The 26,408-nt window shown below is 71.2% G+C and carries 28 protein-coding genes; 23 read left to right on the top strand and 5 right to left on the bottom strand.

The window, feature by feature from the left end; genetic code table 11:
- Window positions 1–32: 32 nt before the first annotated feature.
- The 4 genes from QSK10_RS11420 to QSK10_RS11405 all read left to right on the top strand — a co-directional run bounded on the left by QSK10_RS11420 (window position 33) and on the right by QSK10_RS11405 (window position 6,280).
- Window positions 33–1,892, top strand: a complete 1,860-nt coding sequence (locus QSK10_RS11420) for a hypothetical protein (RefSeq protein WP_285662616.1) — start codon at window positions 33–35, stop codon at window positions 1,890–1,892.
- On the top strand, window positions 1,889–4,399 hold the full coding sequence (locus tag QSK10_RS11415) for an ATP-binding protein (protein WP_285662615.1): 2,511 nt from the start codon (window positions 1,889–1,891) through the stop codon (window positions 4,397–4,399). Before QSK10_RS11420 ends, QSK10_RS11415 begins: the two co-directional genes overlap by 4 nt.
- Window positions 4,399–5,751 (top strand): hypothetical protein, encoded by a 1,353-nt coding sequence (locus QSK10_RS11410; RefSeq protein ID WP_285662614.1) that lies wholly within the window; start codon window positions 4,399–4,401, stop codon window positions 5,749–5,751. The genes QSK10_RS11415 and QSK10_RS11410 overlap by 1 nt, the downstream gene beginning before the upstream one ends.
- A 109-nt stretch (window positions 5,752–5,860) precedes the next feature.
- Complete coding sequence (locus QSK10_RS11405) at window positions 5,861–6,280, top strand: DUF6463 family protein (RefSeq protein ID WP_285662613.1); 420 nt, start codon at window positions 5,861–5,863, stop codon at window positions 6,278–6,280.
- Here QSK10_RS11405 and QSK10_RS11400 read toward each other — a convergent pair.
- A complete protein-coding gene (locus tag QSK10_RS11400; RefSeq protein ID WP_285662612.1) occupies window positions 6,277–6,810 on the bottom strand; it encodes a TetR family transcriptional regulator in 534 nt (177 codons plus the stop codon). The two genes, QSK10_RS11405 and QSK10_RS11400, sit on opposite strands and share 4 nt — an antisense overlap.
- A gap of 70 nt (window positions 6,811–6,880) precedes the next feature.
- Here QSK10_RS11400 and QSK10_RS11395 point away from each other — a divergent pair, with 70 nt between their 5' ends.
- From QSK10_RS11395 to QSK10_RS11370, 6 genes are all read left to right on the top strand, one after another.
- Window positions 6,881–8,005, top strand: coding sequence for a pyridoxal phosphate-dependent aminotransferase (locus QSK10_RS11395; protein WP_285662611.1), 1,125 nt, complete (start codon window positions 6,881–6,883; stop codon window positions 8,003–8,005).
- 141 nt (window positions 8,006–8,146) lie between these two features.
- Window positions 8,147–9,022, top strand: a complete 876-nt coding sequence (locus tag QSK10_RS11390) for a hypothetical protein (protein WP_285662610.1) — start codon at window positions 8,147–8,149, stop codon at window positions 9,020–9,022.
- A 65-nt stretch (window positions 9,023–9,087) separates the two neighbouring features.
- Window positions 9,088–9,501 (top strand): cytidine deaminase family protein, encoded by a 414-nt coding sequence (locus tag QSK10_RS11385; RefSeq protein ID WP_285662609.1) that lies wholly within the window; start codon window positions 9,088–9,090, stop codon window positions 9,499–9,501.
- A 13-nt stretch (window positions 9,502–9,514) separates the two neighbouring features.
- Complete coding sequence (locus QSK10_RS11380) at window positions 9,515–9,817, top strand: hypothetical protein (RefSeq protein WP_285662608.1); 303 nt, start codon at window positions 9,515–9,517, stop codon at window positions 9,815–9,817.
- A gap of 73 nt (window positions 9,818–9,890) precedes the next feature.
- Window positions 9,891–10,124, top strand: coding sequence for a hypothetical protein (locus QSK10_RS11375; RefSeq protein WP_285662607.1), 234 nt, complete (start codon window positions 9,891–9,893; stop codon window positions 10,122–10,124).
- Between the two features lie 11 nt (window positions 10,125–10,135).
- The gene (locus tag QSK10_RS11370; RefSeq protein WP_285662606.1) at window positions 10,136–10,822 is read left to right on the top strand and encodes an HAD family hydrolase; all 687 of its coding nucleotides are present in this window, start codon (window positions 10,136–10,138) and stop codon (window positions 10,820–10,822) included.
- 25 nt (window positions 10,823–10,847) lie between these two features.
- Here the strand turns inward: QSK10_RS11370 and QSK10_RS11365 are convergent, their stop codons facing one another.
- The gene (locus tag QSK10_RS11365) at window positions 10,848–11,471 is read right to left on the bottom strand and encodes a TMEM175 family protein (RefSeq protein ID WP_285662605.1); all 624 of its coding nucleotides are present in this window, start codon (window positions 11,469–11,471) and stop codon (window positions 10,848–10,850) included.
- A 211-nt stretch (window positions 11,472–11,682) separates the two neighbouring features.
- Between QSK10_RS11365 and QSK10_RS11360 the strand changes: the two genes are divergently transcribed.
- The 4 genes from QSK10_RS11360 to QSK10_RS11345 all read left to right on the top strand — a co-directional run bounded on the left by QSK10_RS11360 (window position 11,683) and on the right by QSK10_RS11345 (window position 14,060).
- The gene (locus QSK10_RS11360) at window positions 11,683–12,243 is read left to right on the top strand and encodes a hypothetical protein (RefSeq protein ID WP_285662604.1); all 561 of its coding nucleotides are present in this window, start codon (window positions 11,683–11,685) and stop codon (window positions 12,241–12,243) included.
- Window positions 12,243–12,572 carry a hypothetical protein gene (locus QSK10_RS11355; RefSeq protein ID WP_285662603.1) on the top strand — a complete coding sequence of 110 codons (330 nt, stop codon included), beginning with the start codon at window positions 12,243–12,245 and terminating at the stop codon, window positions 12,570–12,572. Before QSK10_RS11360 ends, QSK10_RS11355 begins: the two co-directional genes overlap by 1 nt.
- A 1-nt stretch (window position 12,573) precedes the next feature.
- The gene (locus QSK10_RS11350) at window positions 12,574–13,455 is read left to right on the top strand and encodes a hypothetical protein (RefSeq protein WP_285662602.1); all 882 of its coding nucleotides are present in this window, start codon (window positions 12,574–12,576) and stop codon (window positions 13,453–13,455) included.
- Between the two features lie 131 nt (window positions 13,456–13,586).
- The gene (locus QSK10_RS11345; RefSeq protein ID WP_285662601.1) at window positions 13,587–14,060 is read left to right on the top strand and encodes a hypothetical protein; all 474 of its coding nucleotides are present in this window, start codon (window positions 13,587–13,589) and stop codon (window positions 14,058–14,060) included.
- A gap of 280 nt (window positions 14,061–14,340) precedes the next feature.
- Here QSK10_RS11345 and QSK10_RS11340 read toward each other — a convergent pair whose 3' ends face one another.
- The gene (locus QSK10_RS11340) at window positions 14,341–14,898 is read right to left on the bottom strand and encodes a dihydrofolate reductase family protein (protein ID WP_285662600.1); all 558 of its coding nucleotides are present in this window, start codon (window positions 14,896–14,898) and stop codon (window positions 14,341–14,343) included.
- A 113-nt stretch (window positions 14,899–15,011) separates the two neighbouring features.
- Between QSK10_RS11340 and QSK10_RS11335 the strand changes: the two genes are divergently transcribed.
- From QSK10_RS11335 to QSK10_RS11325, 3 genes are all read left to right on the top strand, one after another.
- Entirely contained in the window at window positions 15,012–15,929 is a 918-nt protein-coding gene (locus tag QSK10_RS11335) for a LysR family transcriptional regulator (protein ID WP_285662599.1), read from the top strand.
- A 306-nt stretch (window positions 15,930–16,235) separates the two neighbouring features.
- Window positions 16,236–17,576 (top strand): serine hydrolase domain-containing protein, encoded by a 1,341-nt coding sequence (locus tag QSK10_RS11330; RefSeq protein WP_285662598.1) that lies wholly within the window; start codon window positions 16,236–16,238, stop codon window positions 17,574–17,576.
- 60 nt (window positions 17,577–17,636) lie between these two features.
- Window positions 17,637–18,806, top strand: coding sequence for a serine hydrolase domain-containing protein (locus QSK10_RS11325; RefSeq protein WP_285662597.1), 1,170 nt, complete (start codon window positions 17,637–17,639; stop codon window positions 18,804–18,806).
- Window positions 18,807–18,858: 52 nt separating this feature from the next.
- On the opposite strand, the gene QSK10_RS11320 is transcribed toward QSK10_RS11325, so the two are convergent.
- Both QSK10_RS11320 and QSK10_RS11315 read right to left on the bottom strand, forming a co-directional pair.
- Window positions 18,859–19,470, bottom strand: a complete 612-nt coding sequence (locus tag QSK10_RS11320; RefSeq protein ID WP_285662596.1) for a nucleotidyl transferase AbiEii/AbiGii toxin family protein — start codon at window positions 19,468–19,470, stop codon at window positions 18,859–18,861.
- A 1,127-nt stretch (window positions 19,471–20,597) separates the two neighbouring features.
- The gene (locus QSK10_RS11315) at window positions 20,598–20,735 is read right to left on the bottom strand and encodes a hypothetical protein (protein ID WP_285662595.1); all 138 of its coding nucleotides are present in this window, start codon (window positions 20,733–20,735) and stop codon (window positions 20,598–20,600) included.
- 41 nt (window positions 20,736–20,776) lie between these two features.
- On the opposite strand from QSK10_RS11315, the gene QSK10_RS11310 reads away from it, so the two are divergent.
- The 6 genes from QSK10_RS11310 (at window position 20,777) to QSK10_RS11285 (ending at window position 26,401) form a co-directional block, all read left to right on the top strand.
- Window positions 20,777–21,184, top strand: a complete 408-nt coding sequence (locus tag QSK10_RS11310) for a hypothetical protein (RefSeq protein WP_285662593.1) — start codon at window positions 20,777–20,779, stop codon at window positions 21,182–21,184.
- 217 nt (window positions 21,185–21,401) lie between these two features.
- On the top strand, window positions 21,402–21,542 hold the full coding sequence (locus QSK10_RS11305) for a hypothetical protein (RefSeq protein WP_285662592.1): 141 nt from the start codon (window positions 21,402–21,404) through the stop codon (window positions 21,540–21,542).
- Between the two features lie 163 nt (window positions 21,543–21,705).
- Entirely contained in the window at window positions 21,706–23,586 is a 1,881-nt protein-coding gene (locus QSK10_RS11300) for a RiPP maturation radical SAM C-methyltransferase (RefSeq protein ID WP_285662962.1), read from the top strand.
- A complete protein-coding gene (locus QSK10_RS11295) occupies window positions 23,579–24,139 on the top strand; it encodes a DUF5825 family protein (RefSeq protein WP_285662591.1) in 561 nt (186 codons plus the stop codon). Before QSK10_RS11300 ends, QSK10_RS11295 begins: the two co-directional genes overlap by 8 nt.
- 46 nt (window positions 24,140–24,185) lie before the next feature.
- Window positions 24,186–25,055, top strand: coding sequence for a TOMM precursor leader peptide-binding protein (locus tag QSK10_RS11290; RefSeq protein ID WP_285662590.1), 870 nt, complete (start codon window positions 24,186–24,188; stop codon window positions 25,053–25,055).
- Window positions 25,056–25,078: 23 nt separating this feature from the next.
- On the top strand, window positions 25,079–26,401 hold the full coding sequence (locus QSK10_RS11285; protein ID WP_285662589.1) for a YcaO-like family protein: 1,323 nt from the start codon (window positions 25,079–25,081) through the stop codon (window positions 26,399–26,401).
- The last annotated feature ends 7 nt before the right edge of the window (window positions 26,402–26,408 follow it).

Here is a 26,408-nt window from a genome sequence, read left to right as displayed (position 1 = left end):
CCGCGCGAGGTTCCGTCTGAGGGGAAGCACACGTGCCGAGCGACATCGGTCCCGCCATGCGCCTGTTCGATCCGGGCGAGCGCCTCGGCTGGGCCTACGCCGATCCCGAGCTGCAGCGCCGCTCGTTCCCCGATCCCAGGCCGCAGGAGCCGAAACCGCCGAAGGTCACCGAGATCGGCGCGATCCTCGGCGCGGTCGGCCTGATCGGCGGCGGCGGGCTGGCCGTGGTGATCCTCGGCGTCATCGTCATGATCATCATGCTGATCTGTGGCGCCGCCAACGACACCGCCACCGGCGTCGGCAATCTCGGCGTCATCATCGGCATCGTCATCGCCGTCCTCGGGGTCGCCCTGGGCGTGTTCATGATCGTGCGCCGCGGTGGCGAGAAGAGCCGGGCGGACGCGCAGCGGCGCGAGTACGAGGCCGCCGTGCTGCGCTGGGAGTCCGACCGGCACCGCTTCATCGGCGATGAGCAGGCCCGGATCGACGCGCTGCCGGAGTGGTACGCGATCGGCGTCCCCGCCGCCACCCGCCGCCTGGACGTCTACGGCGGCGGCAACCGCGGCTGGAGCTCGCTGCTGACCACCTACGGCGCCTCGGCCGTGGCCACGCGCTCCCCGGTGGTGCTGCTGGACTTCAGCCGCGCCCAGGTCGCCGAGGACCTGTGCCGCTGGACGGCCGCGGCCGGCGCGAAGGTCCGCCGCAGTGTCCTGCCCGCCGAGCTGCACGCCGCCGACCTGCTGTCCGGGCTCACCGCCGAGCAGATCGTGGCCGCGCTGGTGGAGTCCACCTTCGGCGCCGAAAGCGATCACCGCAACCAGAAGCTCAAGGCGCACCGGGTCCTCAGCTCCATCACCGAGGCCCTCGGTGGCGACATCACCATGGGCCGCCTCCTGGAGGCCCTGCGGGTGGCCATGCGCGATCCCGCGCGCCCGCAACGGTTGTCGGCCGAGGAGGAGAACCGGCTCGGCCAGCTTCTCTACGACTCCTATGTGGCCAGTGCGCTCGACGAGCTGCGTGAGATGGAGGCCGTCCTCTACCCCCTCGCCCGCCTCGGCGAGCAGCGCGAGACCTCGTCCGGCGGCCACCACCTCGACTGCTTCGTGCTGGCCGACACCGGCGCCTCGGTCACCGCCGATCTGCTGGCCGACCTCCTTCTGCATTGGACGACGCACCGGCTGACCACCGGCGCCGGCGGTACCGTCATCATCGCCGGGGCCGACCGGCTGGCCTCCCGGCACCTGGAGCACCTGACCGACATCTGCGCCCGGGACCAGAGGCTGCGCCTGGTCCTGCTGTTCCGCAACCTCCGTGACGACGCCCTGCGCGTCATCGGCGGCGGCACCGTCGGGTTCATGCGCCTGGGCAACCACCAGGAGGCCGAGCAGGCCGCCCAGTACATCGGCAAGGAGTTCAAGTTCGTCGACCACAGCGTCACCGAGACGCACGGCACGAACGAGGGCACCTCCAGTAGCGTCGCGCACTCGGAGAGCACCACCGTCACCGACAGCTCGGGCAGCTCCGGCTCCTCCGGCAGCAGCGACTCCAACTGGAGCGTGGGCGGCAGCCGCAGCACCACCACCGGCACCACCCGGACCGAGGGCACCTCCAAGGGCACCACTCACAGCATCGCCTGGGGGCAGCAGCGCGTCCACGAGTACCGGGTGGAACCCGTCGTCCTCCAGCACCAGATGGCCGAGGAGGCGATGTACCTCGTGCAGGGCGGCGGCGGGCAGGGCGCGCGCGTCCAGCGCGTGGACACCAGCCCGCAGACCGTCGCCCTCCCGCGCTCCTCGACCACGCCGGTGGAGGTGCCGCCCCAGCCGGTCCGGCCCGCGCTGCCGCCGCCCGCCGAGCCGCAGACCGGTCCCTATCAGGTGGTGGGCCGGTGACGGCGGTCGTCCTCACGACGATCCCGCGCCTGGCCGCCGGACCCGGGGACGTCCGCGCCGGACGCTCGATGCGCCTGGCCGCCGTGGTCGCCGCCTACCACCGCGCGCTGGCCACGGGCGAGGCCTTCACCCTGGGCTGGCGGCGGATGCGGCCCGGCGGCGACGTGGACGTCATCATCTCCGGCGTCGAGAGCACGCCCGCGGACGAGGGCGTGCGCGTGTCCTACCCGCCGGGCGCGGCCGGGCGCAAGGCCGACCTGAACGCCTTCTTCGGCGTCGTCCCCGCCTGGACGCACCTGGAGATCGTCACCGAGCAGCTCGGCGTCGTGCCCGGCGCGGCACCCGAGCAGGCCGCCCCCGACCTGCACCTCGGGCTCCTGTCGGCCTGGACGGGCCCCTTCGCCTGGTACGTCACCGCCACTCCGGTCGCACCGTCCACCGTGGACGAACTGGCGGCGGGCGCGCAGAACCGGCTGCGCTCGGCCCGCGCCAACACCACCATGGCCGACGCGGTCCTGGCCGCCGAACGCGAAGAGGCCCTGCACCGCCAGCTGAGCACCGCCGGGGCCGCCGGGATGTGGGAGCTGCGGGTGTCGGCCGGAGCGGCGTCCACCGTGGAGTCGGCGCAGGTCGCCGGGCTGCTGGCGGTGTCCACCGACCTCGCCGGACTGCCCTACGCGCTGCGGCCCTCGTCCACGGCGTCCCCCGCCGTGGCGACCTCGGAGCTGCTGGCCGCGCTGGCCGCCGTCCCCGCGATCGAGGTGCCCGGCGTCCGGCTGGTCACCCCGCCCATGTTCGACGTGACGCCCGAGACGCGCGGCCGCGAGGGCGTCGACGTCGGCGCGGTTCTGGACGCCGCCCTCTCCCCGGGCGAGGCGCTGCGGCTGCCCTTCGGCTCCCTCAACCGGCACGCCTTCGTCACCGGCGCCACCGGCGGCGGCAAGTCCCAGACGACCAGGCACCTTCTGGAACAGGCCACCGGCGCCGGACTCACCTGGCTGGTCATCGAGCCCGCCAAGGCCGAGTACCGGGCCATGGCCGCCCGGGTGGACGACGACGTGCTCGTCGTGCGCCCGGGCGACCTGGCGAGCATCCCCGCCGGGCTCAACCCGCTCGAACCCGAACCCGGCTTCCCCTTGCAGACCCACGCCGACCTGCTCAAGGCGCTGTTCCTGGCCACCTTCGACGGCGACGAGCCCTTCCCGCAGGTCCTGGCCGCCGCGCTGGCCCGCGTCTACGAGTCCACCTTCGACATGGTGCTGTCGGAGCCCCTGCGGGTCGGCGCCTCGCCGCGCTGGCCGGACCTGGGCGACCTCCAGTCCGCCGCCGACGCCGTCGTCCAGACCCTCGGCTACGGCAAGGAGATCAGCGACAACGTCCGCGGCTTCATCAAGGTCCGGCTGTCCTCGCTGCGTCTGGGTACCGCCGGGCGGTTCCTGGACGGCGGGCACGCCATCGACTTCGGCGAGCTGCTGCGCCACAACGTGGTCATCGAGCTGGAGGACATCGGCGACGACCGCGACAAGGCCTTCCTGATGGGCACCGTGCTCATCAGGCTCATCGAGCACCTGCGGATGAACCCCGCGCCGCGCGGCGTCCTGCGCCACCTCACCGTCATCGAGGAGGCGCACCGCCTGCTGCGCAAACCCGAGGGCGGCGGCGCGGCGGCCCGCGCGGTGGAGATGTTCGCCGACATGCTCGCCGAGGTCCGCGCCTACGGCGAGGGACTCGTGGTCGCCGACCAGATCCCCGCCAAGCTCGTGCCCGACGTCATCAAGAACACCGCGGTCAAATTCCTGCACCGCCTGCCCGCCGAGGAGGACCGCCTCGCCGTCGGCGCGACCATGAACCTGACGCCCGAGCAGTCGGAGTACGTGGTCTCGCTGTCCCCCGGCCGCGCGGCCGTCTTCGCCGACGGCATGGACCGGCCGATCCTGGTGCAGATGCCCGACGGCTCGGCCTCCGAGCTGTCCGGCACCGCCCACGTGCCCCCGGACGCGCTCGTCCCCGGCCGCCCGGCGGGCTGCGCCACCGGATGCGCCTGCACCCTGCGCGACATCACCCTCGCCCGCCGCCTGGTCGCCGACCCGCGCGTCACCGCCTGGGCCGAGCACATGCTGCGCGCGCACCTCACCCCACGGCCCACACCCCTGCCGGGCCCGGCGATGCTGGCCGAACTCGCGGCCGACCCGCGCACCTCGTGCGCCATCGCCCACGCCGTCGAGGACGCCCTCGCCGCCCGCCGCACCTTGCTGGACCGGCCGGGCCCGCTGGGCGCGCACCTGGCGTCCGTCATGCGCGCCCAGCTCACCGGCGCCGACCCGTGCGCCCTCGCCGAGACGACGTGGGCGGCACCGCCGGGCACCTCGCGCGAGGCGATCGACTTCGGCACCCGCAGCCCGTCGGGCATCGAACGCGCCACCGGACTGACCCGCCACGACCCCGGGGTCGGCGGCGCCCTGCGCGCCCTCAACGCCCACTTCACCCGCGGACCCTGGAGCACGTGATGGCCCACGACACCCCCGCCGAGACCACCGACGTCCCGCCCCCGCCTCCACCGCCCGCCGACACGCCCGATCTGGACGCCGAGGGCGGCCACGACGCCCCACCGCAGGCGCGGGAGGACACCGCCGACCTCGACGCCGGGTACGAGGACGCCGGGGTCGATGAAGCAGGAGTCGATGAAGCAGGAGCCGAGGACGCAGGAGTCGAGGAAGCAGGGCACGAGCCGGAACTGACGCACGCCGAGGACGGGTACTCCCGCCCCACCGCCGCCGAGGTCTTCGAGAAGTACGACGAGGGCGGCACGGAGCACCAGCCGGAGTTCGAGCATGAGGCGGACGGGTACACGCGGCCGACGGCGGCCGAGGTCTTCGAGAAGTACCGCGAGCCGGAGACGCCCACGGGTCCCGATGACGTGTTCGGGCCGGACGCGGACAAGGAGTACGCGCCACTGGAGCGTGAGGAGGGACAGCTGCCGGGGGATGAGGTCGGGCCTTTGTTCGAAGGGTCCAACGAGCGGGACGCCGATGAGGTGACGCGGGAGCCCGAGGGCCGCCTGGAGACGCCCGGGGAACCGGCCGAAACCCTTGAGCCGCCCGAGCCCACCGGCGACGAGGCGGACACCGGCACCGGCATCGAGACGGAGGCCGAGACCGGCACCGAGCTCACCACCGACGCCGGGACCGGCGCGGACACCGAACCCGGTGACGCACCGCCGTCCCGCGACCCGGCCGACGCCGAACCCGAGCCCACCCGGGAGGCCGAGCCCGTCACGGAGACCGAGCCCCTCGCCGAGGCCGAGCCCCGGGCGTCCGACACGGGCGAGAACCCACCGCCCGAGGGCCCCGGCGGCCCCGGCCCGGGCGACGGCTTCTCCACCCGCGCCGAACGCCACGTGGAGAGCACCGAGCTCGCCCAGCACGCCCCGATCGGCGCGTACACGGGCCGCTTCGAGGCCGACTCCACCGCCGAGACCGACCCGAACCCGGCGGGCTCCACCGGCGACCGGTCCATTGAGGGAGAACGCGGCGGGTTCGGCGAGACCGTCCAGACCGTTCTCGACCACCTCGCCGGGACCGATGGCGCGCCCACGCCGACCGACGCCGCCGCCGAGGCGGCCGGGGTGTCCGGCCTGGGCGCGCTCGGCGACATCGCCGACGGCGCCGGGGTGTTCGTCGCGGCGGCCAAGGACCTCCTGCAGAGCGGCCCGGCGGCCGTGACGCAGGTGCGCGGCATGTTCGATCAGGCCGTCGGCCGCGAGTACGACGCGCCGCCCGAGCCCGAACCGCTCACCCACCGGGACCGCTCGGAGGCGCTGATCCGGGGCCACGAAGCCGATCCCGAGGAGCGTCGCTAGTCCGTCCACTGTGCGGGGTCCACTGTGACCGGCGAGATATCGCGCGCCCGTCCCCTTCGTCTATGTTGGCCGACAGAACCTATGTCGGCCAACATAGACAGGTCGTGCGATGCCCACCCCCGCGAACGACACCACCCCGAAACCCGCCCGCCGCACCCTCTGGGCCGGCTGGGCACTCATCGCCATCGGTGCCGGCCACAGCGTCATCGGCTTCGCCATCAGCGCCCACGTGTGGCCCGGCTGGTTCACCGGCGACCTGCACGGGACGCTCTTCCACTCGGCCCTGAGCGAGTCGGAGCTCGCCTTCTGGTCCGGGCCGGGCGGCTTCCCCGTCCCGCTGATCCTGCTGGGCTGTCTGACGATCGGCCGCGCCCGCAAAGGCGAGGCCATGCCGCGCTACGTCGGCTGGACCCTCGCGGCCTGGGCGGTCTTCTGCTCCTACATCGGCTTCCCGGGCGGCTTCCTGCTCTTCGCGATCCCGGTCCCGCTGCTCCTGCTGGACGCCCGCCGCGCCCGCCGCGCGTCCTAGCCCGGCAGCAGCGCCCGGATCGTCTCGCGGACCTCGTCCAGGTCCACCGCCTCCGGCGCCACCCGCCACTGCGCGTGCAACCCGATCACCGCCCCCACCAGCAGGGCCGCGTACGCCTCCCCCGGGATCCCCGGCAGCGGCGGCACGGCCCGCCGGACCGCCTCCCGCAACGCCGCGTGCAGCCGCGCGTAGTGCAGCCGGATCGGCGAGTCGTCCTCGACGGCCTCGGCCAGCAACGTGATGAACAACCGCGCCCCCGGCCGCCGGACGAAGGCCATGACGCCGTCGAGCGAGGCGTCCATCCCGCCGAACCCGCCGACCACGGCGTCCAGCTGCGCGTCCACCACCGCTTCCAGCAACCCCAGCTTGTTCCCGAAATGCCACGGGATCGAGCCGCGGCTGATGCCCGCCAGCTCGGCGATGTCCACGAAACTGGTGCGCCGGTAGCCGTGCTCGGCGAACAGCCGGGTCGCGGCGTCGATGAGCAGCCGGCGGCTCTCCTGCGTCCGGTCGTCGCGTCGCGTGGCCATGCGAACCATTCAACCAGGGCTGTCGGATCACGGACAGCGCCGCCGAGACGGGCGTCCGGACAATGTGCCGGTGACCGGCCCCCGCATCGCCGCCCGCGCCCGCGCGATCCCCCTCGGCCTCGGCAAGTCCCTCCACGCCACCCCCGGCCCCGGCTCCATCGACCTCTCCATCGGCCTTCCCGGCTACCCCGAACCGCCCGCCGAACTCGTCGAGGCCGCCATCGGCCGCCTCCGCTCCGGCGACCACCAGTACGAGGAGACCGCCGGATCCCCCGGCGCCCGCGCCCTCATCGCCGCTTCGTATGACGTGCCCACCGACCCCGACACCGAGGTCACCATCACCAACGGCGCCACCGAAGCCCTCACCGCCGCCCTGCTCACCTTCTGCGAGCCCGGCGACGAGGTCATCGTCTTCGAGCCCTTCTACACCAACTTCCTCTCCGCGATCGCCCTCTCCGGCGCCCGCCCCCGCTTCGTCCGCCTCCACGCCCCCGACTGGACCTACGACCCCGCCGAACTCGCCGCCGCCTTCACCCCCGCGACCCGCGCGATCATCGTGAACACCCCCAACAACCCCACCGGCCACGTCTTCACCCCCGCCGAACTCACCGAGATCGCCCGCCACTGCCGCGAACGCGACATCCCCCTCCTCGCCGACGAGGTCTACGCCCACTACGTCCACGAAGGACGGTGGACCTCCGTCACCGGCATCGAAGAGGCCCGCGACCTCTGCGTCGCCATCGGCAGCCTCTCCAAGAGCCACGCCGTCAGCGGCTGGCGCATCGGCCACATCCGCGCCCCCGCACCGCTGACCGCCGCCATCCGCCGCGTCCACGAGGCCATCACCGGCAGCACCGCCGCGCCCCTGCAGAACGCCCTCGTCTTGGCCGGGCTCACACCGTCCACATGGGACCAGGCCGCGCTCATGCGCTCCCTGCGCGACCGCGCCCTCACCGCCTTCCAGACCCTCGGCCTGAAGACCTTCACCCCCGCCGGCGGCTGCTACTTCCTTGCCGACGCCCCCGACGCCAGCGGCTTCGCCTGCGCCGAACGCCTCTACGCCGACCACGGCATCATCATCGCCCCCGGCGAGCTGTTCTACGCCGAACCGCCCGAAACGGCCCGCATCCGGGTCGCGTTCAACAAGTCGCCGGAGCTGATCGAGAAGCTGGTGGAGCGGGTGGCACAAGGCTGATCGGGCCACCCTCGCGGGCACCCTCGCCGTCCCGAATGTCGCTACCATGTGCGAATGATCCGGCACTTAGAGTCGACTGTGGACACGTCCGTGCGCAAGCCCCGGCCCGGACGGGCGGCACCGGCCGAACCCGGCGGGCTCATGGCGCTGCAGCGCGCGGCCGGAAACCGTGCGGTCGCGTCGCTGTTGGGCCGGCCGGCGGTCCAGCGGGCCATGGCGGTGCCCGCGGTGCAGGGCACGGCGCAGCTGAGGCAGCGGGCCCGGGACAAGCTGAACGCGGTCCACGACGTGCTGGCCCGCATGGGACCGGGCATTCCGGGCCCGAATTTCCAGCTCCTGCTCACCGTGACCAACTACAAGACGGCCTCCCCGGCCTACACGCAACTCGCCGCCAACGGAGACATTCAGGTGACCCTGGAGAAGTGGTACCTGCGCGGTTCCTCGATCGGCGAGATCGTCGGACTGTGCTGCCACGAACTCGGGGTGCACGAACTCGCTGACAAGCTGCTGAGCCCGGCCGAGCGCGGCCTTGAGGCGAACGCGGGGACCGCCGACGAGCAGGTTCCCGGCACCGCGTTCGGGATGCGGCCCGGCCGGACCTTCCGGCTGGGCGCCTACACGGGCGCCGCCGATCCGCGGCAGCTCGATCACGTCAACATCGCCAGGTTCGCCTCACCGCGGCGGCAGGTCTACGAGGACACCATGGTGAGCGCGGGCGACGCGATCGACGCGACGGCCGGGATCTCCCTCGACGAGAAGCGGGAACGTCACCTGGAGCTGGTGAAGACCTTCCTGTTCGACGTCGCGCGTATCATCGTCACCGACGACGGCGGTCCAGAGGCCACTTTCGCGAACCGGGATGCCATCACCGAAGTGATGCTCGCCTACCGGAGGCAGCTCATCGCGACCCACCGGCAGGCGCATCCGTGGATCGCCTCACCGGTCGTGCGGCTGATGAGGCCGGGGGAGGTCCTCGGCAAGCTGGTGGACTTCGCCTGGCATTTCGTCACCGGCTGAGCGACCCGTACACCCGCCGCCGTGGATCATGGTCCCGACACCCACCGCCACCCGAAAGGCCCGCCATGCCCGTCGACCACGACCTCATCGCCGCCGCCACCGAGGTCGCGCGCACCCGCACTCACGGCGACAACCACTCCATGGCCGCCGCCGGGCGGGCGTCCGACGGGCGGGTCGTGACGGCGGTGAACGTGTACCACTTCACCGGCGGCCCGTGCGCCGAGCTGGTGCTGATCGGCGCGGCGGCCTCGCAGGGGATCTACGAGCTGGACGTCATCGTCGCCGTCGGGGACCGCGAGCGCGGGGTCGTGCCGCCGTGCGGGCGGTGCCGCCAGGTGCTGCTCGACTACTTCCCTCGGGTGGAGGTGATCGTGGGCCGGGGCGAGGACCTGCGGTCGGTGCCGATCGCCGAGTTGCTGCCCGAAACCTATGTCTGGGCCGCGCACCAGGGCGGCGATACAGTCGATACGGAGAACTGACGGGAGGTGCGCCTTGGTCGTCCAGACGGCGATGGTCGCGCGCTTCCTCGTCTTGCTCCTCGCGGTCGGCGTGAACTCGCGCGTCGAACCGCTTCCGGCGCTGGTGATCCTGCTGCTGGTGGCCGGCGCGATGGTGGTCGTCCCGACGCTGCGGTGGCTGGTCCATCGCCTGCTGCGCGTCGCAGCGGCCCCGGCGCACGGCCCGCCGCGGGTCGCGCGGACCGGCTCACCCGGCGTCCGCACGCCCTCTGACCCGGGGATTCCCGGTGCCGTGCGCGCCCGCGCGCCCTCGCCCGGCGGTCACGCCTTCGCGTGAGCGCCGCCGATGCGGGCGTTCTCGCGAGGCGATCGATTCCATCGACCGTCCTTCGAGCGAGAAGAGTCCCGCCGTGCGCAAGTTCGTCCACCGTGCCGTCTTCACCGTCTCCGAGCGCCTCAAGCTCGGCGTCTCCGCCGCCTACCTCGCCGCCGGTTCGCTGATCGGCGTCGAGGCGCTGGTCCTGGTGCTCACCTACACGTCCATGTGGCCCGTCTCGATCCCCATCGTCATCGGCGGTCTGGCGGCCGTCCACTACATCCGCAAGCGCGTCCGGCGGATGCGCGGACGCCGCGACGACGACTAGTCTGCGTCCCCGTGACGAACACGCTGATCCTGTGGGACATCGACCTGACGCTGGTGAACACGGTCGGAATGGGCGCCGAGCTGTACGCCATCGCGTTCAAGGCGGTGACCGGACGGGAGATGGGCGCGGTCGCCGACATGGCGGGCCGGACGGAGAAGGCGATCCTCACCGAGACCCTCGCGCTGAACGGGATCGAGACCGGCGACTTCGCCGTCTTCTACACCGCGCTCGAAGCGGCGGCCAGGACGCTGGAGCCGCGCATGCGCGCGTCCGGCCACGCCCTGCCCGGGGCCGCCGCGGCGATCGCCGGGCTGGCGGGGGACGGCGTCCTGCAGTCGGTGGTGACGGGCAACCTGCGCTCGATCGCGGAGATGAAGCTCGCCGCCTTCGGCCTGCACCACGCCATCGACTTCACCGTGGGCGCCTATGGCGACGACGACCACGACCGGGCCGTCCTGGTCGCCCTCGCCCGCGAGCGTGCCCAGGCGCGCCACGGCCTGGCGATCGATCCGGCGCGCGTGGTGGTCATCGGCGACACCCCGCACGACGTGAAGGGCGCCCTCGACCGGGGCGCCATCGCCGTCGGCGTGGCCACCGGACGCAGCAGCGCCGAGCGGCTCGCGGCGGCCGGCGCGCATGTGGTCGTCCCCGATCTGAGCGGTGTGGTGGCGGCGATCCGGGCGCGGCTGGACGCGTGAGGGGGCGGGGTGGTCGCCCGTCCCGCTACTCCGCCGCACCCTTCCGGCGCGCCCGGCGCGTGTAGAACTCCGCGGCCAGGCGCAGGCCGACGTAACCCACCGGCCACACCCACATCGTGTGGCGGCCCAGGATCAGCGCCAGCGGGATGGACACCGCGAACATCGCCGTGGTCATCGCCGCCCAGGCGCGGATGCCGTTGATGACGCCGCGCGGCGCCTCGGGGTCGATGAGCTTGGCGCGGACGGCTTGGCGGGCCACCAGGAGCATCGTCAGGCCGAGGAAGGTCATGGCCGCGGAGTAGACGATGACGCCGGCGCCGTTGTCCACCTCGCCGAGGGTCTTGCTGGCCCAGGGGATGAGGACGTAGGCCAGCAGCGACAGCAGGTTCAGCGTGACCAGCGCCGGGTCGGCGCGGCGGACGTGGATGAACAGCATGTGGTGCGCCACCCAGGTCGCGGCGATCACGCAGAAGGAGATGAGGAAGGCGGTGTACTCGTCGGAGTGCTCGGCGAGGCCGTGCCAGAGCGCCGCCGGGCTGTCGACCTCCGGCACCGGCAGCTCGATCGCCAGCAGGGTCAGCATGATGGCGATGACGGCGTCGGAGAAGAACGTCATCCGTTCCAGGCCGTGGTCGTTCTTCGCGCTCAAGACGGTGCTCCCGGTGGTGTGTGCGGGCGGATGATCACGCGGCGGTGAAATTACCACCGCCCGCGACGGCGCGGTGGGCGCCACTCGCGGTCCATTGAGGACGAATGGCGCGCCGATTCGGTTCGCCCGCACCTCGCTCACGCCTAGCCGCGACCTTGCCGCGCGTCCATAGCCTCCCGCGCAGGAAGGACACCGGAAATGGGGATGAGCGATGACCGCACCGTCCGAAGGGGAACACCCCGGTTTAACGGGTGAGGAGTTCCTGGAGAAGTTGCGCGGCATGAGAATCCGCGCGCAATCGCCCGATCGCAGTGTCCGCGTCGTGTTCGGATTCGGTGGGACGAGCGTCGAACTGGCGTCCACCGGCAGCGCCGGGCACACCGAGGATTCGCTCGGCAAGCAGATCTCGGCGGCGCTGGAGGCCGCGCAGCACGGCTATCAGCGCGCGATGCCGATGCTGCTGGCGCAGGCGCGCGGACGTCCGGTCCCCGACCCGTCGCGGCCGCCGGAGCGCGATCCGCGGTTCGCCGCCTTCAGCAAGGCCATCGGGGGTCTGGCGGTCGAGTCGGTCTCCCCGCGCGGGCTGGTCCGGGTCCGCCGCGAGGGCAGTACCGGTGTCGCCGTGGAGATCCGGCGGGGAGCGCTGCGGCGCGGCACCGACGGCGACGAGGACCTGATCGCCGAGATCAACGCCGCCGTCCAGGGGGCCGATGAGGAATACGGCCGCAAGTTCGAGGTGGCCGATGTCAATCATTTGCGTGAGGAGAACTGATGTCCGGTGAACTGGTCGCCCCGGTGTACGAACTGCGCAGGGTCGGATACGAGATGCTGCCCGAGGCGGCGGGAAACTGGGGCGCGCTGACCAAATACGTGGCGAATGTCGGCGAGGTCGGACCGGCCGGGGCGCTCGCGGCCGAATTGGCCCGGGCCGCCTACGAGGTCTTCGCCGAGACCGCCGACCGGCTCTACGATTCGGCCGTCGCGGTGTGCAAGATCGCCAATGGCTACGAGCTCACCGACAACCTGAACAATGACAAGATGCCCAAGGGCCCCGGAATCGAGCCGCAGACCCCGGTCAACCCGAAACTGAAGACGCTCTGACATGGGACATGTGACCCTCGACCAGGTCTACGCCGAGTACGTCAAGCTCCGCCAGGCCTGCCACGACTCCTACATCGCGGTCACCGAACGGATCCGGGGCGCCGTCACGCCCCCGCCGGACGTGCTGGCCCGCTCCATCCAGATCGACATCCAGAACATCGACGCCGCGTTCGAGCCGATGCTGAGCATCATCGGCGCCGACTACGTCCAGCCGACCTACGACGGCATGAACGCCCTCAAGAAGCGCCTGGACGACGACGACTTCGCCTCGGCGGCGCTGGCCGTCGGCGAGGTCGTGGGCGACTGGCGCGGCTCGGCGGCGAACAACTTCCACGTCAAGTTCATCGGCCAGTTCAAGACCGCGGTGGGCAACCAGCGCAAGGTCGCCAACGCGGTGGTGGACGCCTACGCGGGCGTGATGAACCTGAGCAACGCCGTCCTGGGCGCCGGGCTGGCCATCGCCAAGTCCGGGCAGGAGGCCTACAAGGCGGCCGGTGAGGGCGGCGGGACCTACGGCCCCAGCGGCGTGAAGCTGCTGCTGAACATCATCAACATGGTCACCGGTGTCGGCGCGGCGGTGGCGGGCGCGGCCACCGGCGGCGCGACGATCGCGCTGTGGCTGGGCTCGACCTCGGCCGTCAGCGGCTTCTTCGGCAACGTCATCGAGGACGCCAAGAACAACCCGCCGCTGATCACCGGCTCCCACCCGGCGACGGTCACCGCCAACATCGTCAAGAAGCTCGGCGAGTCGCTGAAGGCCCACAAGGAGCGCGAGGACAAGTGGAAGGAGAAGATCCAGGGCGACCTGGACACCATCCGCGGCAACCTCGAATCCCAGCTGCTGCCGCAGCGTCCGGCCATGGTCGGCGGCCCCGCGCACTGAGCACCGCACCGCCGGGTCACCGCGTGGCCCGGCGGGTCGCGCGCCGTTGAAGCCGGGGTGAAGCCCGGCCGATCTAGCGTCCGGAGACGATGGCGCGGCCGCGGGCCGCGCCGCGAGGTGAGGAGTCGAGGATGCTGAGACGACGGGTGCTTCAGGTGACGGCCGCGATCGGACTGGTCGTGGCGGCCCTGCTGGGCACGGGCTCGGCGGCGAACGCGTCGCCGGGCAGTTTCAAGGCCCTGACGATCCATGCCAACGGGGCGGGCGCGGTCGCCGACCAGGCGGTCGGCGGCATCACCTGGTACAACCGCTCGGTGGCGCTGACCTCGGTGAAATTCTGGGTCCACGCCGGCGAGTGCGGGAGCCTGGAGCTGAGCGGCATGGACTCGGCGGGCTACATCAAGGACCAGCGCGAGTACACCGGTCTGTGCGGCAACCGCACCAGCGGGAAGTGGTACACGATCGGCGATGTCGTCCTGGACGGCAGCGATGTCCCCGGTGGTCTGCGGGACGTGATGATCTACGTCTGGGACGACACGCACAAGGGCTCGGGCTACACCACCTGCGCCCGCGCCGCCGCGTCCTGCGTGATCCGCGCGTCCTAGCCGGACGACCGTCGCCCACGGCCGCGCCCTTCGGGGCGCGGCCGTCGGTGTCAGCGGCGGGACAGGGCGGTGACAGGGCGTGTGGTCATAGTTGCGCCCATGACCAACCCCGGGACCTCCTCGCCGCTCATCGCCTCCCGCCTGCCCGGCGATACTGAGTGAGTCGGCTAACTTGGTATCTGTGATGATCGCGAACAGCGCTTCGGGCGCGCGGCGGGGGCCACGCGCCCGAAACGGTCACCGGCGGGAACCCTCCGGTGACCTCGTACCGCCGGCTGGATCAGACCGGGCGGTACCGCAGGTGGACCACGCCGCTGGCGAAGGTGGCCGAGTGCACCAGCGCGAGCGGAAGCTTGCCCGTCTCCTCGGTGAACAAGCGCGCCCCGGAACCCAGCACGACCGGGTGGACCAGCAGGTTCAGCTCGTCGACGAGTCCCGCGCGCAGCAGCTCGCGGGTCAGCGTGATGCTCCCGGTCAGGTTGATGTCGCGGCCCGGCCGCTTCTTCAGCGCGGTCAGCGCGGCGACGACGTCGTCCCCGAGCAGCTCCGAGTTGCTCCACTCGACACTGTCCAAAGTGGTCGACGCCACCAGCTTCGGCATCCCGTTGAGGCCATCGGCCAGCTCGCCCGTCTGGTGCGGCCAGACCGCGGCGAACTCCTGGTAGGTCTTGCGGCCCAGCAGCAGCGTGTCCGACCCGGCCACCAGCTCGCCGACCACCGCCTCCATCTCGTCGCTGAGGTAGTCGAAGTGCCAGTCCTGCGGGGATTCGACGACGCCGTCCAGTGACATGTACAGACCGGCGACGATCCGCCGCGTGCCCGTTTCCTCAGTGCCCATGTCCATCCATCCTCAGTGGTCGTAGGTGTCTCCACCCTCGTTCACCGGGGGACGGCCATCAAGATCCGACCGCGCCACGGTCGTTCACCCAGATTCAACGACGGAGGAGACCCATGTGGGAGAGACACGAGATCGAGACGTTCCTGATGCTGGCCGGGGACCTGCACTTCGGGCGGACCGCCGCCCGGCTGCGGCTCACCACCAGCCGGGTCAGCCAGACCATCAAGAAGCTGGAGCGCCGGATCGGCGCGCCGCTCTTCGAGCGCACCAGCCGCCAGGTCCGGCTGACCCCGCTGGGCCGCCAGCTCGCCGACGGCCTCGGCCCGATCGTGGCGGAGCTGGCCAACGCGATCCGCGACGCGGCCGAGGCGGCGCGCGGGATCACCGGCACCCTGGGGGTCGGTTACTCGACCCCGTGGGCGGGCGAGCTGCTGACGCGGGCCGCCGGCGCCTTCCACGCCCGCCACCCCGATTGCGCGGTGTACGTCCAGGAGGTTCAGCCGGGCGACCCGTTCGGCGGGCTGCGCGCCGGGGACCTGGACGTCCAGATCGGGCACTTCCCGGTGGACGAGGCCGACATCACCCGCGGCCCGGTGGTCTTCTCCGAGCCCCGCGCGCTGGTGGTGCCGCGCACGCATCCGCTGGCCGAGCGGGCGTCGGTCTCGCTGGAGGACCTCGCCGAGGTCCCCCTCGTGACCCTCGCCGGGGCCACCCCGGGCTACTCGCTCGACTACCACTACCCGCGCCGGACGCCCGGCGGGAAGCCGATCCCGCGCGGGCCCGGCGCGGTCTACTGGAACCAGGTGCTCTCCTACGTCGCCACCGGCCGGGGCGTCACCTTCGCCGCCGCCCGCGCCGTCCACCACCACGGCCGTTCCGACATCGTGTTCGTCCCCTTCACCGACGCCCCCGCCATCGACTACGGCCTGCTGTGGCCGACCGCCCGCGAGACGGCCCGCACGCGCGCCTTCGTCAAGACCGTGCTGGACGTGCGCTGGGGCTACCTGACCGGGTTCGCCGGGCGGCTGTGAAGCGTGTGCCCGCTCACTGTGGACGGTTCCGGGGCATCGGGCGTCCGCCCGGGATCAGCGCTCCACCAGGGCGAACGGCGCTCCCGGCGCGTTCGTGAAGCCTGGGGTTAACGATCGTTGCCGCATCGCTCGTTGTTCGGCCCGTGAAGGGCTTGCGATGCTCGGAAGCGACGGTGAGCGCCCACCGCTCCCGATTCCCCCGAACCGACACCCGCAGCCGCACCGGCTCGCGGGTGCCCTCGGCGTGTCCGGGACCGGCGCCCATCCGCCCACTTGAGACAGTCCAATTCAGACAGGAGTTCCGCGATGGCGAAGAACACCGGCCCGACCCGCCGGGCCGCCCTGGGGTTGCTGGGAGCCGCGGCCGCCGGTGGCGTCCTGGCCGCCCCGGCGCCGGCGGGGGCGAACCCCGTCCCCCGCTACGACACCACGAGCAGCGGCGACGGCCTCTCCAAGGACGCCCGGCGGCGCCTGCGCGAGGTGCTGGCGCGGCACGTGGAGTCCAAGCAGATCCCCGGCCTGGTCGCGCTGATCGGCCGCGGCCGCGAGACCTACGTCGAGGCCCTGGGCACGATGCGCCACGAGGGCGGCGCGCCGATGCGGCGCGACACCATCTTCCGGATGGCCTCCACCTCCAAGCCGGTGGTGATGTCGGCGGCGCTGGCCCTGCTCGACGACTGCCGGATGCGGCTGAGCGACCCGGTGGAGATCTGGCTGCCCGAGCTGGCCAACCGGGTGGTGCTGAAGAAGCCCGACGGCCCGATCGGGGACACCGTCCCGGCCCGGCGGCCGATCACCGTCCGCGACATCCTGACCTCCACCTTCGGCCTGGGCCTGGACGCGACGATGGCGGGCACCCCCATCCACGCCGCCGTCATGGCCGCGATCTACCCCGAGGGGATGAACCCCGTCCACGCGCCCGACGAGTGGATGCGGCGGCTGGGCACGCTTCCGCTGGCCACCCAGCCGGGCGAGTCCTGGGCGTACAACGTGAGCCTGGACGTGCTCGGCGTGCTGGTGGCCCGGGTCTCCGGGAAGTCCTTTGAGGACTTCCTGCGCGAGCGGATCTTCGAGCCGCTCGGCATGAAGGACACCGGCTTCCACGTCCCCGCCGCCAAGATCGACCGCCTGCCGCCCAGCTACGCGCCGAACCCGCAGACCGGCGAGTTCACCATCTGGGACGAGGCGATCGGCGGGAAGTGGAGCAAGCCCCCGGCCTTCCAGGGCGGGGGCGGCGGACTGGCCTCCACAGTGGACGACTACCACGCCTACTTCCGGATGCTGCTGAACAAGGGCGTCCACGGCTCCAAGCGGATCCTGTCGAAGGCCGCGGTGGAACTGATGACCACCGACCGCCTCACCGCCGGCCAGCGCGCCGAATGGGACCGCCAGGCCGACAACCCCGTCGCCTTCGGGCTCTCCCGCCAGGGCGCCTGGGGCATGGGCATGGCCGTCCGCGTCCACCGCGACGACTACGCCTCCATCGGCCAGTTCGGCTGGGACGGCGGCACCGGCACCACCGCCTACGCCGACCCCGAGAAGGGCTTCTTCGGGATCATGCTCACCCAGGTCGCCATGAGCGTCCCGAACGCGCCCCGCGCCATCCACGACTTCTGGACCGCCGCCTACCAGGCCATCGACGAGTAGACCCGCCGAACACCACCCCGCCGGGCGGATCCCCCCGCCCGGCCCGGAAACCGAGGAACCATGAGGACCACATCCCGGCCGCGCGCGACGTTGCGGCGCGCGGCGGCCACCGTCCTGGCGGCCACGACCCTGCTGGCCGTGGCGGCCGTACCCGAGGCGGCGCACGCCGGGCGCTCCCGCCCGGACCTGCGCGAGACCGTCCAATCCGTCGTCGACCGCGGCTTCGCGGGCGTGCAGATGCGCGTCTACGACGAGCGCGGCGAATGGACCGGCAGCGCCGGCGTGAGCCGCCTCGGCTCCCCGGCGCGCCCGTCCACCGAGGGGCTGTTCCGCGTCGGCAGCGCCACCAAGGCCTTCACCTCCGCGCTGGTGCTGGGCCTGGTCGACGAGGGACGCGTCGGCCTCGACACCTCCGCCGGCACCTACCTGCCCGAATGGCACCTGGACCCGCGCATCACCGTCCGCATGCTGCTCCAGCACACCAGCGGCGTCTTCAACTTCACCGGCGAGTACTACCCCGACGGCACCTTCACGCCCGGCATCCCGGTGCGCGGCAAGGAATGGGTCGACAACCGCTTCCACGACTACCGGCCCGCCGAACTGGTCACACTGGCCCTGTCGAAGGAACCCCGCTTCGCGCCCGGCCAGGGCTGGAGCTACTCCAACACCAACTACGTCCTGCTGCGGCTGCTGGTGGAGAACGTCACCGGCGACCCCTTCGCCCGCGCGATGCGCCAGCGGGTCCTGCGGCCCCTCGGGCTGAGCGACACCTCCGTCCCTGACGGCCGCACCGACATCCCCGGCCCGCACGCCCACGGCTACCACCGCTACCTGGACGGCGAGCAGTGGAAGACCGCCGACGTCAGCCGCCAGAGCCCCACCTGGCTGTCCACCGGCGGCGACATGATCTCCACGACCGAGGACCTGTCGGCCTTCCTCGCCGCACTCCTGGACGCCGAATTCTTCTCGCAGCCGCTATTGGACGAGATGCTCAGGCCCGATCCCCGCTCACCCGTCGGCTACGGCCTCGGGCTGTCCGTCAACGACATGGGCCTGGGCTGCGGCACCCTCGTCAACATCAACGGATACGCGGCGGTCACCTACAGCACCCTCGACGGCCGCCGGTCCTTCTCGGCCTCGATCACCGAGGGCGACGCCCCGATCGACTTCATCACCGAGGGCGGCAAGGCCGTGAGCGACCTCGCGAAGTCGGTGTTCTGCAAACCGTGACACCGCACGCCGGCCGGGGCCGTGCCATCTGGCGCGGCCCCTTTCCGCACCACTAGGACGCGGACCCCTTCAGCGCGGCGACGAGCCGATCGCGCCAGTCGTCCTCGTCCCCTTCGACCCCGAGCTCCGCCCACCCCTCGATGTCCCAGTCCCAGACATTGACGGTGCTCCAGTCGGCGAAGTACCCGTTCCGGCCCCAGTCGAGCGCCACCCGGTCCAGCGGCACCGCCTCGGCCAGCAGCACCGCGTCGTACAGGTCCTTCGCCAGCCCCACCGGCCCGTCGGCGAGCCACTGGATCTTCCACACCAGCGCCGTCTCCCGGTCCACGCACCGCAACCGGACACCCCCGACCTCGATCTCCGTGGTCGGCCTGGGAATCCCCTCCCCGAAACTGATCTCGACCCGCACCCCGCTCTCGAAGACCAGCCGCCGCCCCACGGCCTCCCCATAGTCGAGCAGCTCCTCCTCGACCCGCACCGGCCCCACAGCCGCCACCACGGCCGCCACAACCTCGTCGTGCCCGCCCTCGCCGGTGTCGATGAGATCGATATCGCCCGGCACCCTTGCCACCCCACCGAACCAATCCCGCATCGCCACACTGCCCCGCAGCACCAGGCGATCGGCGACCGGCGAAGCCGCGATCGCGGCCAGTACGTCCCGCATACTCGTCCTCCATCCGCTAGCCGTCCGCCGGCCATGATCGCATGCCCACCCACCCCGGGACCGACGGCGAAGCACCGGGTCCGGCCCGCGGCAAAGTCCCCTCACCGAAGTTGCCGACGCCGCGGGCGAGGACTTCCAGGATCGTCGCCGGGCGGATGAGAGTGTGTCGGGGTCGCCTCATGGTCTGTCTCGTCAAGGGCGTGTGCTGCGGTTACGGTCCAGCTGAGGGGCGCTCGGTGCCCCGCTCGGTGTTAAGCGCTCGCCGGATAGGTCGCCGGAGTGACCGGGGATGGGCGCGGGCCCGAGTGACCGCCCTGCTTCCGCAGCGGTGCTCGCGTAGGGGCCGTGCGGCCGAAGCGGCCAGGGTGAAGGCGGGCTGTTCTTTGCCGTCGACCATGAGTCGGCACACTGACGGTTCTCCCTGGTGAACGGTGTGGTCATGTGCGTCGTCACGGCCCTCGGCCTGCGAGGTGCTCGACGCACGGGGCAACGAAGGAATACGGAAATGTCGCCCCAGACCAGGCACACGTCAGGCACAGCCGCAGACCCGAACCCGGGCATAAGCCGGGCACAGACAGTCCAGTTGCAGGTCGTGTCCCGAATGGTGGCCGCGTCGCCGACATCCGAGGCACTCGACTCAAGGCGCCTGTAACCAGTCGTGACCGAGGGGCCAGCACGGGCTTTGACCATTGAGCAGCACGGGAGCAGAAGACCGCGGCTTTAAGGCCTTTCAGGGCGGTCACAGGCCACCTTCGGGTGGCCTGTGACCCGATGTCACCGCAGTCCCACGAGCACCAGGCCTGCGGCCTCGCTGGCGATCCGTGCCGCCGTCATTGCCGCTGGTGTGGTCTTTCTGGCCGCCACGATCGTGCCGGCTGAGACGTACCTCTATTACGCCCGTGCCCACGGCGGTGGTCATATCCTGGGCTTTCTCGCCTCCGCCGATGGCAGAGGACGGGCGGGAACCGATGGCATCCTCCCCGTTGCCTGCTCGGCACTAGGTGTCCGGCTCGTCCTACGCGGAATGCGCCGTCGGACCGGCTAGCAGGAGACCTCTGCGTCCAGACCAGTGCGGTGGCGCCCCGGCGACGTCGTCGGCGTCGAAGCCCGGCCGTGAGTCGATGCCGTCACCCTCGGGCGGTGCGCACACCCTGTGCCCGACTACTGGGGCCCACTTCGTCGGCGCTGACCTTCCTCACCTGCAGCCAGTAGATGGCGGCGGCGGTCTCCTCGTTGCGCAGGATGACCTTCTCGATCTGCGGCATCCCCCAGTGAATGAAAGCGGCACCGCTTCCGGGGTGGGCATGTGCGCGGAGATGCCCCTCAGCATCGTCGTGATCCGCGAGATCGCGTTGGCCAGGTTCGTGGTGAGCAGCCGGCGGTCGGCGTCCATGATCAGGTGGAAGGCGTGGTTGGTGGGGTATCGGGGCGTGCCGGCTGCGCCGCGCTTCTGGTCCCTGGTGGTGCGCACGAAGCCGCCCTCGCGCTGGCCCGGCAGATCCGCGAGGCCGCAACCGACAAGGTCCAGGTCGTCTTCTGCGTCGCGGAGATGAAGCGCTTGGCGCGCGACGCCGCCAAGTTGATGATCGTCGCGGCCGAACCTGGCGGGCCACAGCTGCGCGGGGACTCGAACCCGGGCCGGCAGACGCATCGCGGTCTGGAACAGGCCCGTCCACATCGCCTACGGGAATCGCCCCGGCCGGTACGGGACTGACTCCCGTACTCCTTCACGCAAATTCTGTGACGCCGTTCTGATCTGCGGGAACGCCTCACTGGTACGGAAGCTCCAGGGGCGGCGCGATCCCGAACTCACGGTGAGTCTCGTCGAGATCATGGACTTGCCCTCCAGGCCGGGCGATCACCCGGCGGGAAGGCCGCGGGCCGGGGAAATCCGGATCCGCATCGTTCACGCCTTCTTGTAAGGAGACGAAATGCAGGACGAGATTCAGGAAGTCGAGCAGGACTTCGCCGACTTCGTCATCACCACGCAGGCGACCAGCGAGACCCTCGCCGGCCACGCGGTGGAGAACCCCTCCAGCGACAACGGCACCAGCTTCTGGGGCGCCGAGTAGATCACCTCGCCACTGGCGAAGTGATCGCCCGCGGGCGGCGGACCGGTCTTGGACCGCCGCCCGCGCGGCGGCTGTTCGATTCGTCCATTTCTGTAACGGAGGTACGACTGTGCAGGGCGCCGACTCCGCAGATGCGCGGGAAGCCAGCACGCTCATCGTCGTGATGCCATGGGCGTCTCTACACCGTCCGTCCCTCGGCGTCGGCATCCTGGCCGCCGCCGCACGGCGGGTCGGAGCCGGACGGGTCGACCAGTTGTACGCCAGCCTGGAGTGGGCGCAGTACCTGATGGAGAGGTCCGGAGGGGAGATCACTCCGGAGGCGTACACCCACGTCGCCGAGCGGTACTTCGCCGGTGCCGGCGAATGGGTCTTCGCAGCCGCGCTGCACGGTGAAAGCAGCTGGCAGGTCGAGGAGTTCACCTCCTACACGAGGGCCTGCACCGACCTCGATCCCGACCTTCTGGTGCGGATGCAGGAACTGGCCGAAGGGTTCGTCGACGAACTCTGCGAGCGGATCACCGCCCGTGGCTACGACGTGGTGGGCTTCAGCTCCACGTTCATGCAGAACGTCCCCTCCCTCGCCTTGGCGAAGCGCGTCAAGGCCGCCCGGCCCGAGACCAAGGTCGTGTTCGGTGGCGGGAATTGTGACGGCGAGCAGGGCGAAGCGCTGCACCGCAACTTCCCGTTCGTCGACCTCGTAGTGCGCGGCGAGGCCGACACGGCCTTTCCGCTCCTGCTCGCCGCCTTGCGGAAGGAACCCGAAGACGCCGAACGCATGCTGCGCCGAATCCCCGGCCTGTGCTGGCGAAAGCCCGACGGCCGTGTGATCGTCAATCCCGTACTCGGCCAGCCGGTGGCGCTCCACCAGGCGCGGCCGCCGGATTACGAGGACTACTTCACGGGGCTGCAACGCACCGGAATCGACGCGTGGGTCGAGCCCGAACTGGTACTTGAGGCCTCACGTGGATGCTGGTGGGGTGAGAAGCACCAGTGCACGTTCTGCGGCCTGAACGGCTCCGCCATCGGATTCCGCAGCAAGCCCCAGGATCAGTTCCTGGACGAGCTGGCCGGAGCGGTGGAGCGATACCGGGTCCTCGACGTCACCCTCGCCGACAACATCCTGGACATGAAGTACTTCGCCGACTTCGTTCCCGGCCTCGCCGCCAGAGACTGGGATCTGCGAATCCACTGTGAGGTGAAGGCCAACCTCACCGAGGCTCACGTCCGCGAGCTTCGCAAGGCCGGCGTGGTGAACCTCCAGCCCGGGATCGAGAGCCTGAGCAGCCAGGTTCTCAAGATCATGGACAAGGGGATCACCGGCACGCGGAACGTGCGGTTGCTGCGAGACTGCGGCCACCAGAAGATCACTGTCGAATGGAACTGGCTGTACGGGTTCCCCGGTGAGGAGGTCGCCGACTACCGGGCGGTGCTGGACCAGCTCCCCGCCCTCGTCCACCTTCAGCCACCCTCGGGTGCCTTCCGCATCGCGCTGGAACGATTCAGCCCCTACTTCGAGCAGCCGGAACTCGGCCTCGTCAACGAGGGGCCGGCGGCGATCTACAGCATGATCTACGACCTGCCGCAGGAGGAGCTGGCGAGCCTGGTCTACCTGTTCGACAGCACTCCGAACGGAATCTCCGGTGTGTTCGAGGCAGAACTGCAACGCGCCGTCGCCGCCTGGGAGGCGAACCACGCGGGAAGCACCCTGACGTACTCGGTCACCGACGACGGCGTGATCGTCCATGAGGGACGACGCGGACGGGAAGCGAGGGACCACCTCCTGCCCTTCGCAGGACGGGCCGAAGCGTTCCTCGCGCTGGCGAAGGACCGGACCCCGGTGGCGCTGCTCAGCTCCCTGCGGCCGGTGGGGGTGGCGGTGAGCGAGGCCGAACTGACCGGGTGGCTGGACGAATTCGTGCGCGAGGGATGGGTCTTCGTCGAGAACGGGCGGTACCTGGCCCTCGCCACGCCGACGGCGCACCCCGACCACATGCTGACGGGCGACGAACTGCGTCCGCGCGTCCTGGGAGGCAGCCTTGCCTGAACCGATCCATGCCACGACCGCGCGCACCATGCACGCCGGGGCACCGGAGAAAACGGTGAGAGTACCCGGCGTCATCGACTTCGACACCGACCCACCGCGCGAGACCGCGCAGTTCATTCGCCTCCTGCGCGACGCGGCCGCCGAGGGCACGGACGTCCACTGGACCGGCCGCGGCAACGATCCCGAACTGACCCGGAAGCTGACCCACCTTCCACCGCCCTCGGAGCCCCTGCACCCCTCGGTGACCGCGCCATGGCGCGACTGGACCGCGTCGTACCGGCTGGGCGTGCTGTACCGGCGAACGGGCCCGGGATTCCTCATCGTCCAGGATCGCCGGCCCTTCCGGCAGAAGCCCGCCCGCATCGTCATCGGGGACCCGCACCTGAGAAGCGTGCTGGAGCGCTGCGACGAACCGGCCGATCTGCGAACCGGGGGCATCGGCAAGGCGGCCGGGTTCCTGGCCGGCTCCGACCTCGTGCTGATCCTGGGGGACTGGGTGGTCACCCTGCCCTACCGCCTAGCGGGATGGCCCGTGCCCGCCTACTCGGTGTGATCCAAGAACACCGGCACACGCCCACACAGAAAATGGAGCCCATCAGATGGCCGAACCAGTCACGGCCCTTCCGCACTCGCGGTTGAGGCTGCGCGACACCGCCGTGGTCGACGACCGGGACGGAGAGGTCGCGGTATATCTGCACGACCTCGGTGGCGGAAGCGTGCTGCGAGGCGTCCCGGCACTGATGTTCCGGTCGGTCCAACGGCGTTTCGGTCCCGAGTGGTTCACGGTCACCGCCGCGGTGGGAGACGACCTCGCCGGCGACACCCAGATGTGGACCAACGTCCTCACCGCCCTCACCGAACGAGGCATCCTCGTCACCGGAGGGGACGAGCGCGGCACCGTACCGGCCCCCGAACTCCTGCGGGTGCAGGTGACCGCCGACGCCGAGGACATCGAACGGCTCGCCGGACTCACCGCGGCGGCGACGAACGTCGAACTCGTGTCCGGACCACCGCATGGGACGCACCCAACGGCGGACCTGGCGGTCCTCTTTGACCGCGGAGCCGGCGCGGAGGACGCGCTCGCCTTCGCACGACGGCAGGCCGAGGCGGGACGTCAGTCCCTCACGGTCCGCGTGTACGGCGAGAACCTCGAACTCGGACCATGGACCGTACCCGGGCGAACACCCTGCTTCGAGTGCTACTGGTCGCGGCTTCAAGCGGGTCGTGAGCGAACACCTCCACAGTCCTTCCTGCACGGATACGCTCTGCCGGCCACACCCTCGATGGCCGCCGAGGCGGCCCTGGTGTTCGTCGCGGGAGAGATCGCAAAGGCGGCCGCCGGAAAGCCGCCGGTCACCATGGGCCAGGTGCTGCGCCTGGAGCTCGCCGCCCTGGAACTCGTCAAGCACAAGGTCGTGTCGGCACCGCGCTGCCCAACATGCGCCACGGCGTTTCGGGCGGCGGCGTGAACGGGCCGGCGGGATCGGCTCTGGTGGATCTCCTCGGCCCAGAGATCCCGGCGACGGTGGCGGCCCCGTACTTCCGGTCCCTCATCGATCCCGCCGTGGGCGTGGTCCGCAGGGTCCGCCAGCGCGACGACTGGCCCCACGATGAGCCCAAGACCATCATGTACCGCGCGGAATTGATGCCCACGACGGCGTTCTCTTCAGGCGGCTACAAGTCGATCCCGGCCGAGGCAGGCCGATCCACGACCCACGAGACCGCCGCGGCCAGCGCGCTGTTCGAGGCGGTGGAACGGTACTGCCTCTCGATCTACCGGATCGATGACCTCACCGTCGCCGACTACGACGAGCTGCGCACCGCGGGAGTCGCCGCCCTAGATCCGGCGTCGCTGAACGCACCGGACGGCGCCGACACCGCCGACCGGCTACGGTCCACCCGCCTCGCCTGGACCACCGCACGCTCCCTTTTGCACGGCGCGAACCGCATGGTTCCCGCCCAACTGGTCCATCTCCCTTATCAGTTCCCCGAGGGAGAGCCCGTCCTGCGCGATCCACTCACCACGGGCTGTGCCGCCGGAACGGCGACCGGCCCAGCCGTGCTGCGAGGCCTGCTGGAGGTCATCGAGAGGGACGCCACGATGATCCGGCACTATCGCGGCATCTCCCCCCAGCGGCTCGAACCCGCGATCTTCGGCTCAGGTGAGCTCGACGGCCTTGTGAGAGCCTGCGAGCGCTACCGTCTCGACGTCGAGCTCTTCGACTACTCCCTGGACATCCCGGTCCCGGTGATCGCCGCCCGGGTCAGGGACCGCTCGGGGGCGACGCCGGCGATGACCTTCGGATCCAAAGCGGCCTTCGATGCCGCAGAGGCCGCCGTCGGAGCCCTACTGGAAGCGGTCACCTTCCGTGGGCCGATCCGCGCCCGCTCCAAGACGGCCCGGAGGGTGGCACTGGGCCTCCTCCCCGAACCCGGGCGCGTTGCGTCGGGCTCGGAGCGGGCCTTCCTTTGGATCCAGCCGGAGATGGCCAATTCCCTGCACTATCTCGATCACGCCGAGCTCGGCACCGCGCTCCCGTCGGCGCACCGGCCCACCCCCTCACCTGAGGACGTCGCAGCACTGGTGCGGCGGGTCGGCGAGGAGGGCGGCGACATCCTCATCTGCGATGTCACGACCCAAGACATCGCGGATATGGGCGCGGTCGCGGTGAAGGTGCTGGTCCCCGGCCTCCAACCCATGCACCTATCGGAACCGGATCGGCGCTGGACCCGGCGCCTCCTGACGTATGGCCGACTCGACCGTGAGCCGGTGAGCGCGGCCGAACTCAACCCGCTCCCGCACCCGTTCCTATAGGGAGACC

The sequence above is a fragment of the Actinorhabdospora filicis genome (assembly GCF_030269765.1).
In the GTDB taxonomy this organism is placed as follows: Bacteria; Actinomycetota; Actinomycetes; order Mycobacteriales; family Micromonosporaceae; genus Actinorhabdospora; species Actinorhabdospora filicis.
The sequence above is the reverse complement of the archived record's forward strand: the minus strand, read 5'-3'. Positions and strand labels throughout refer to the sequence as shown.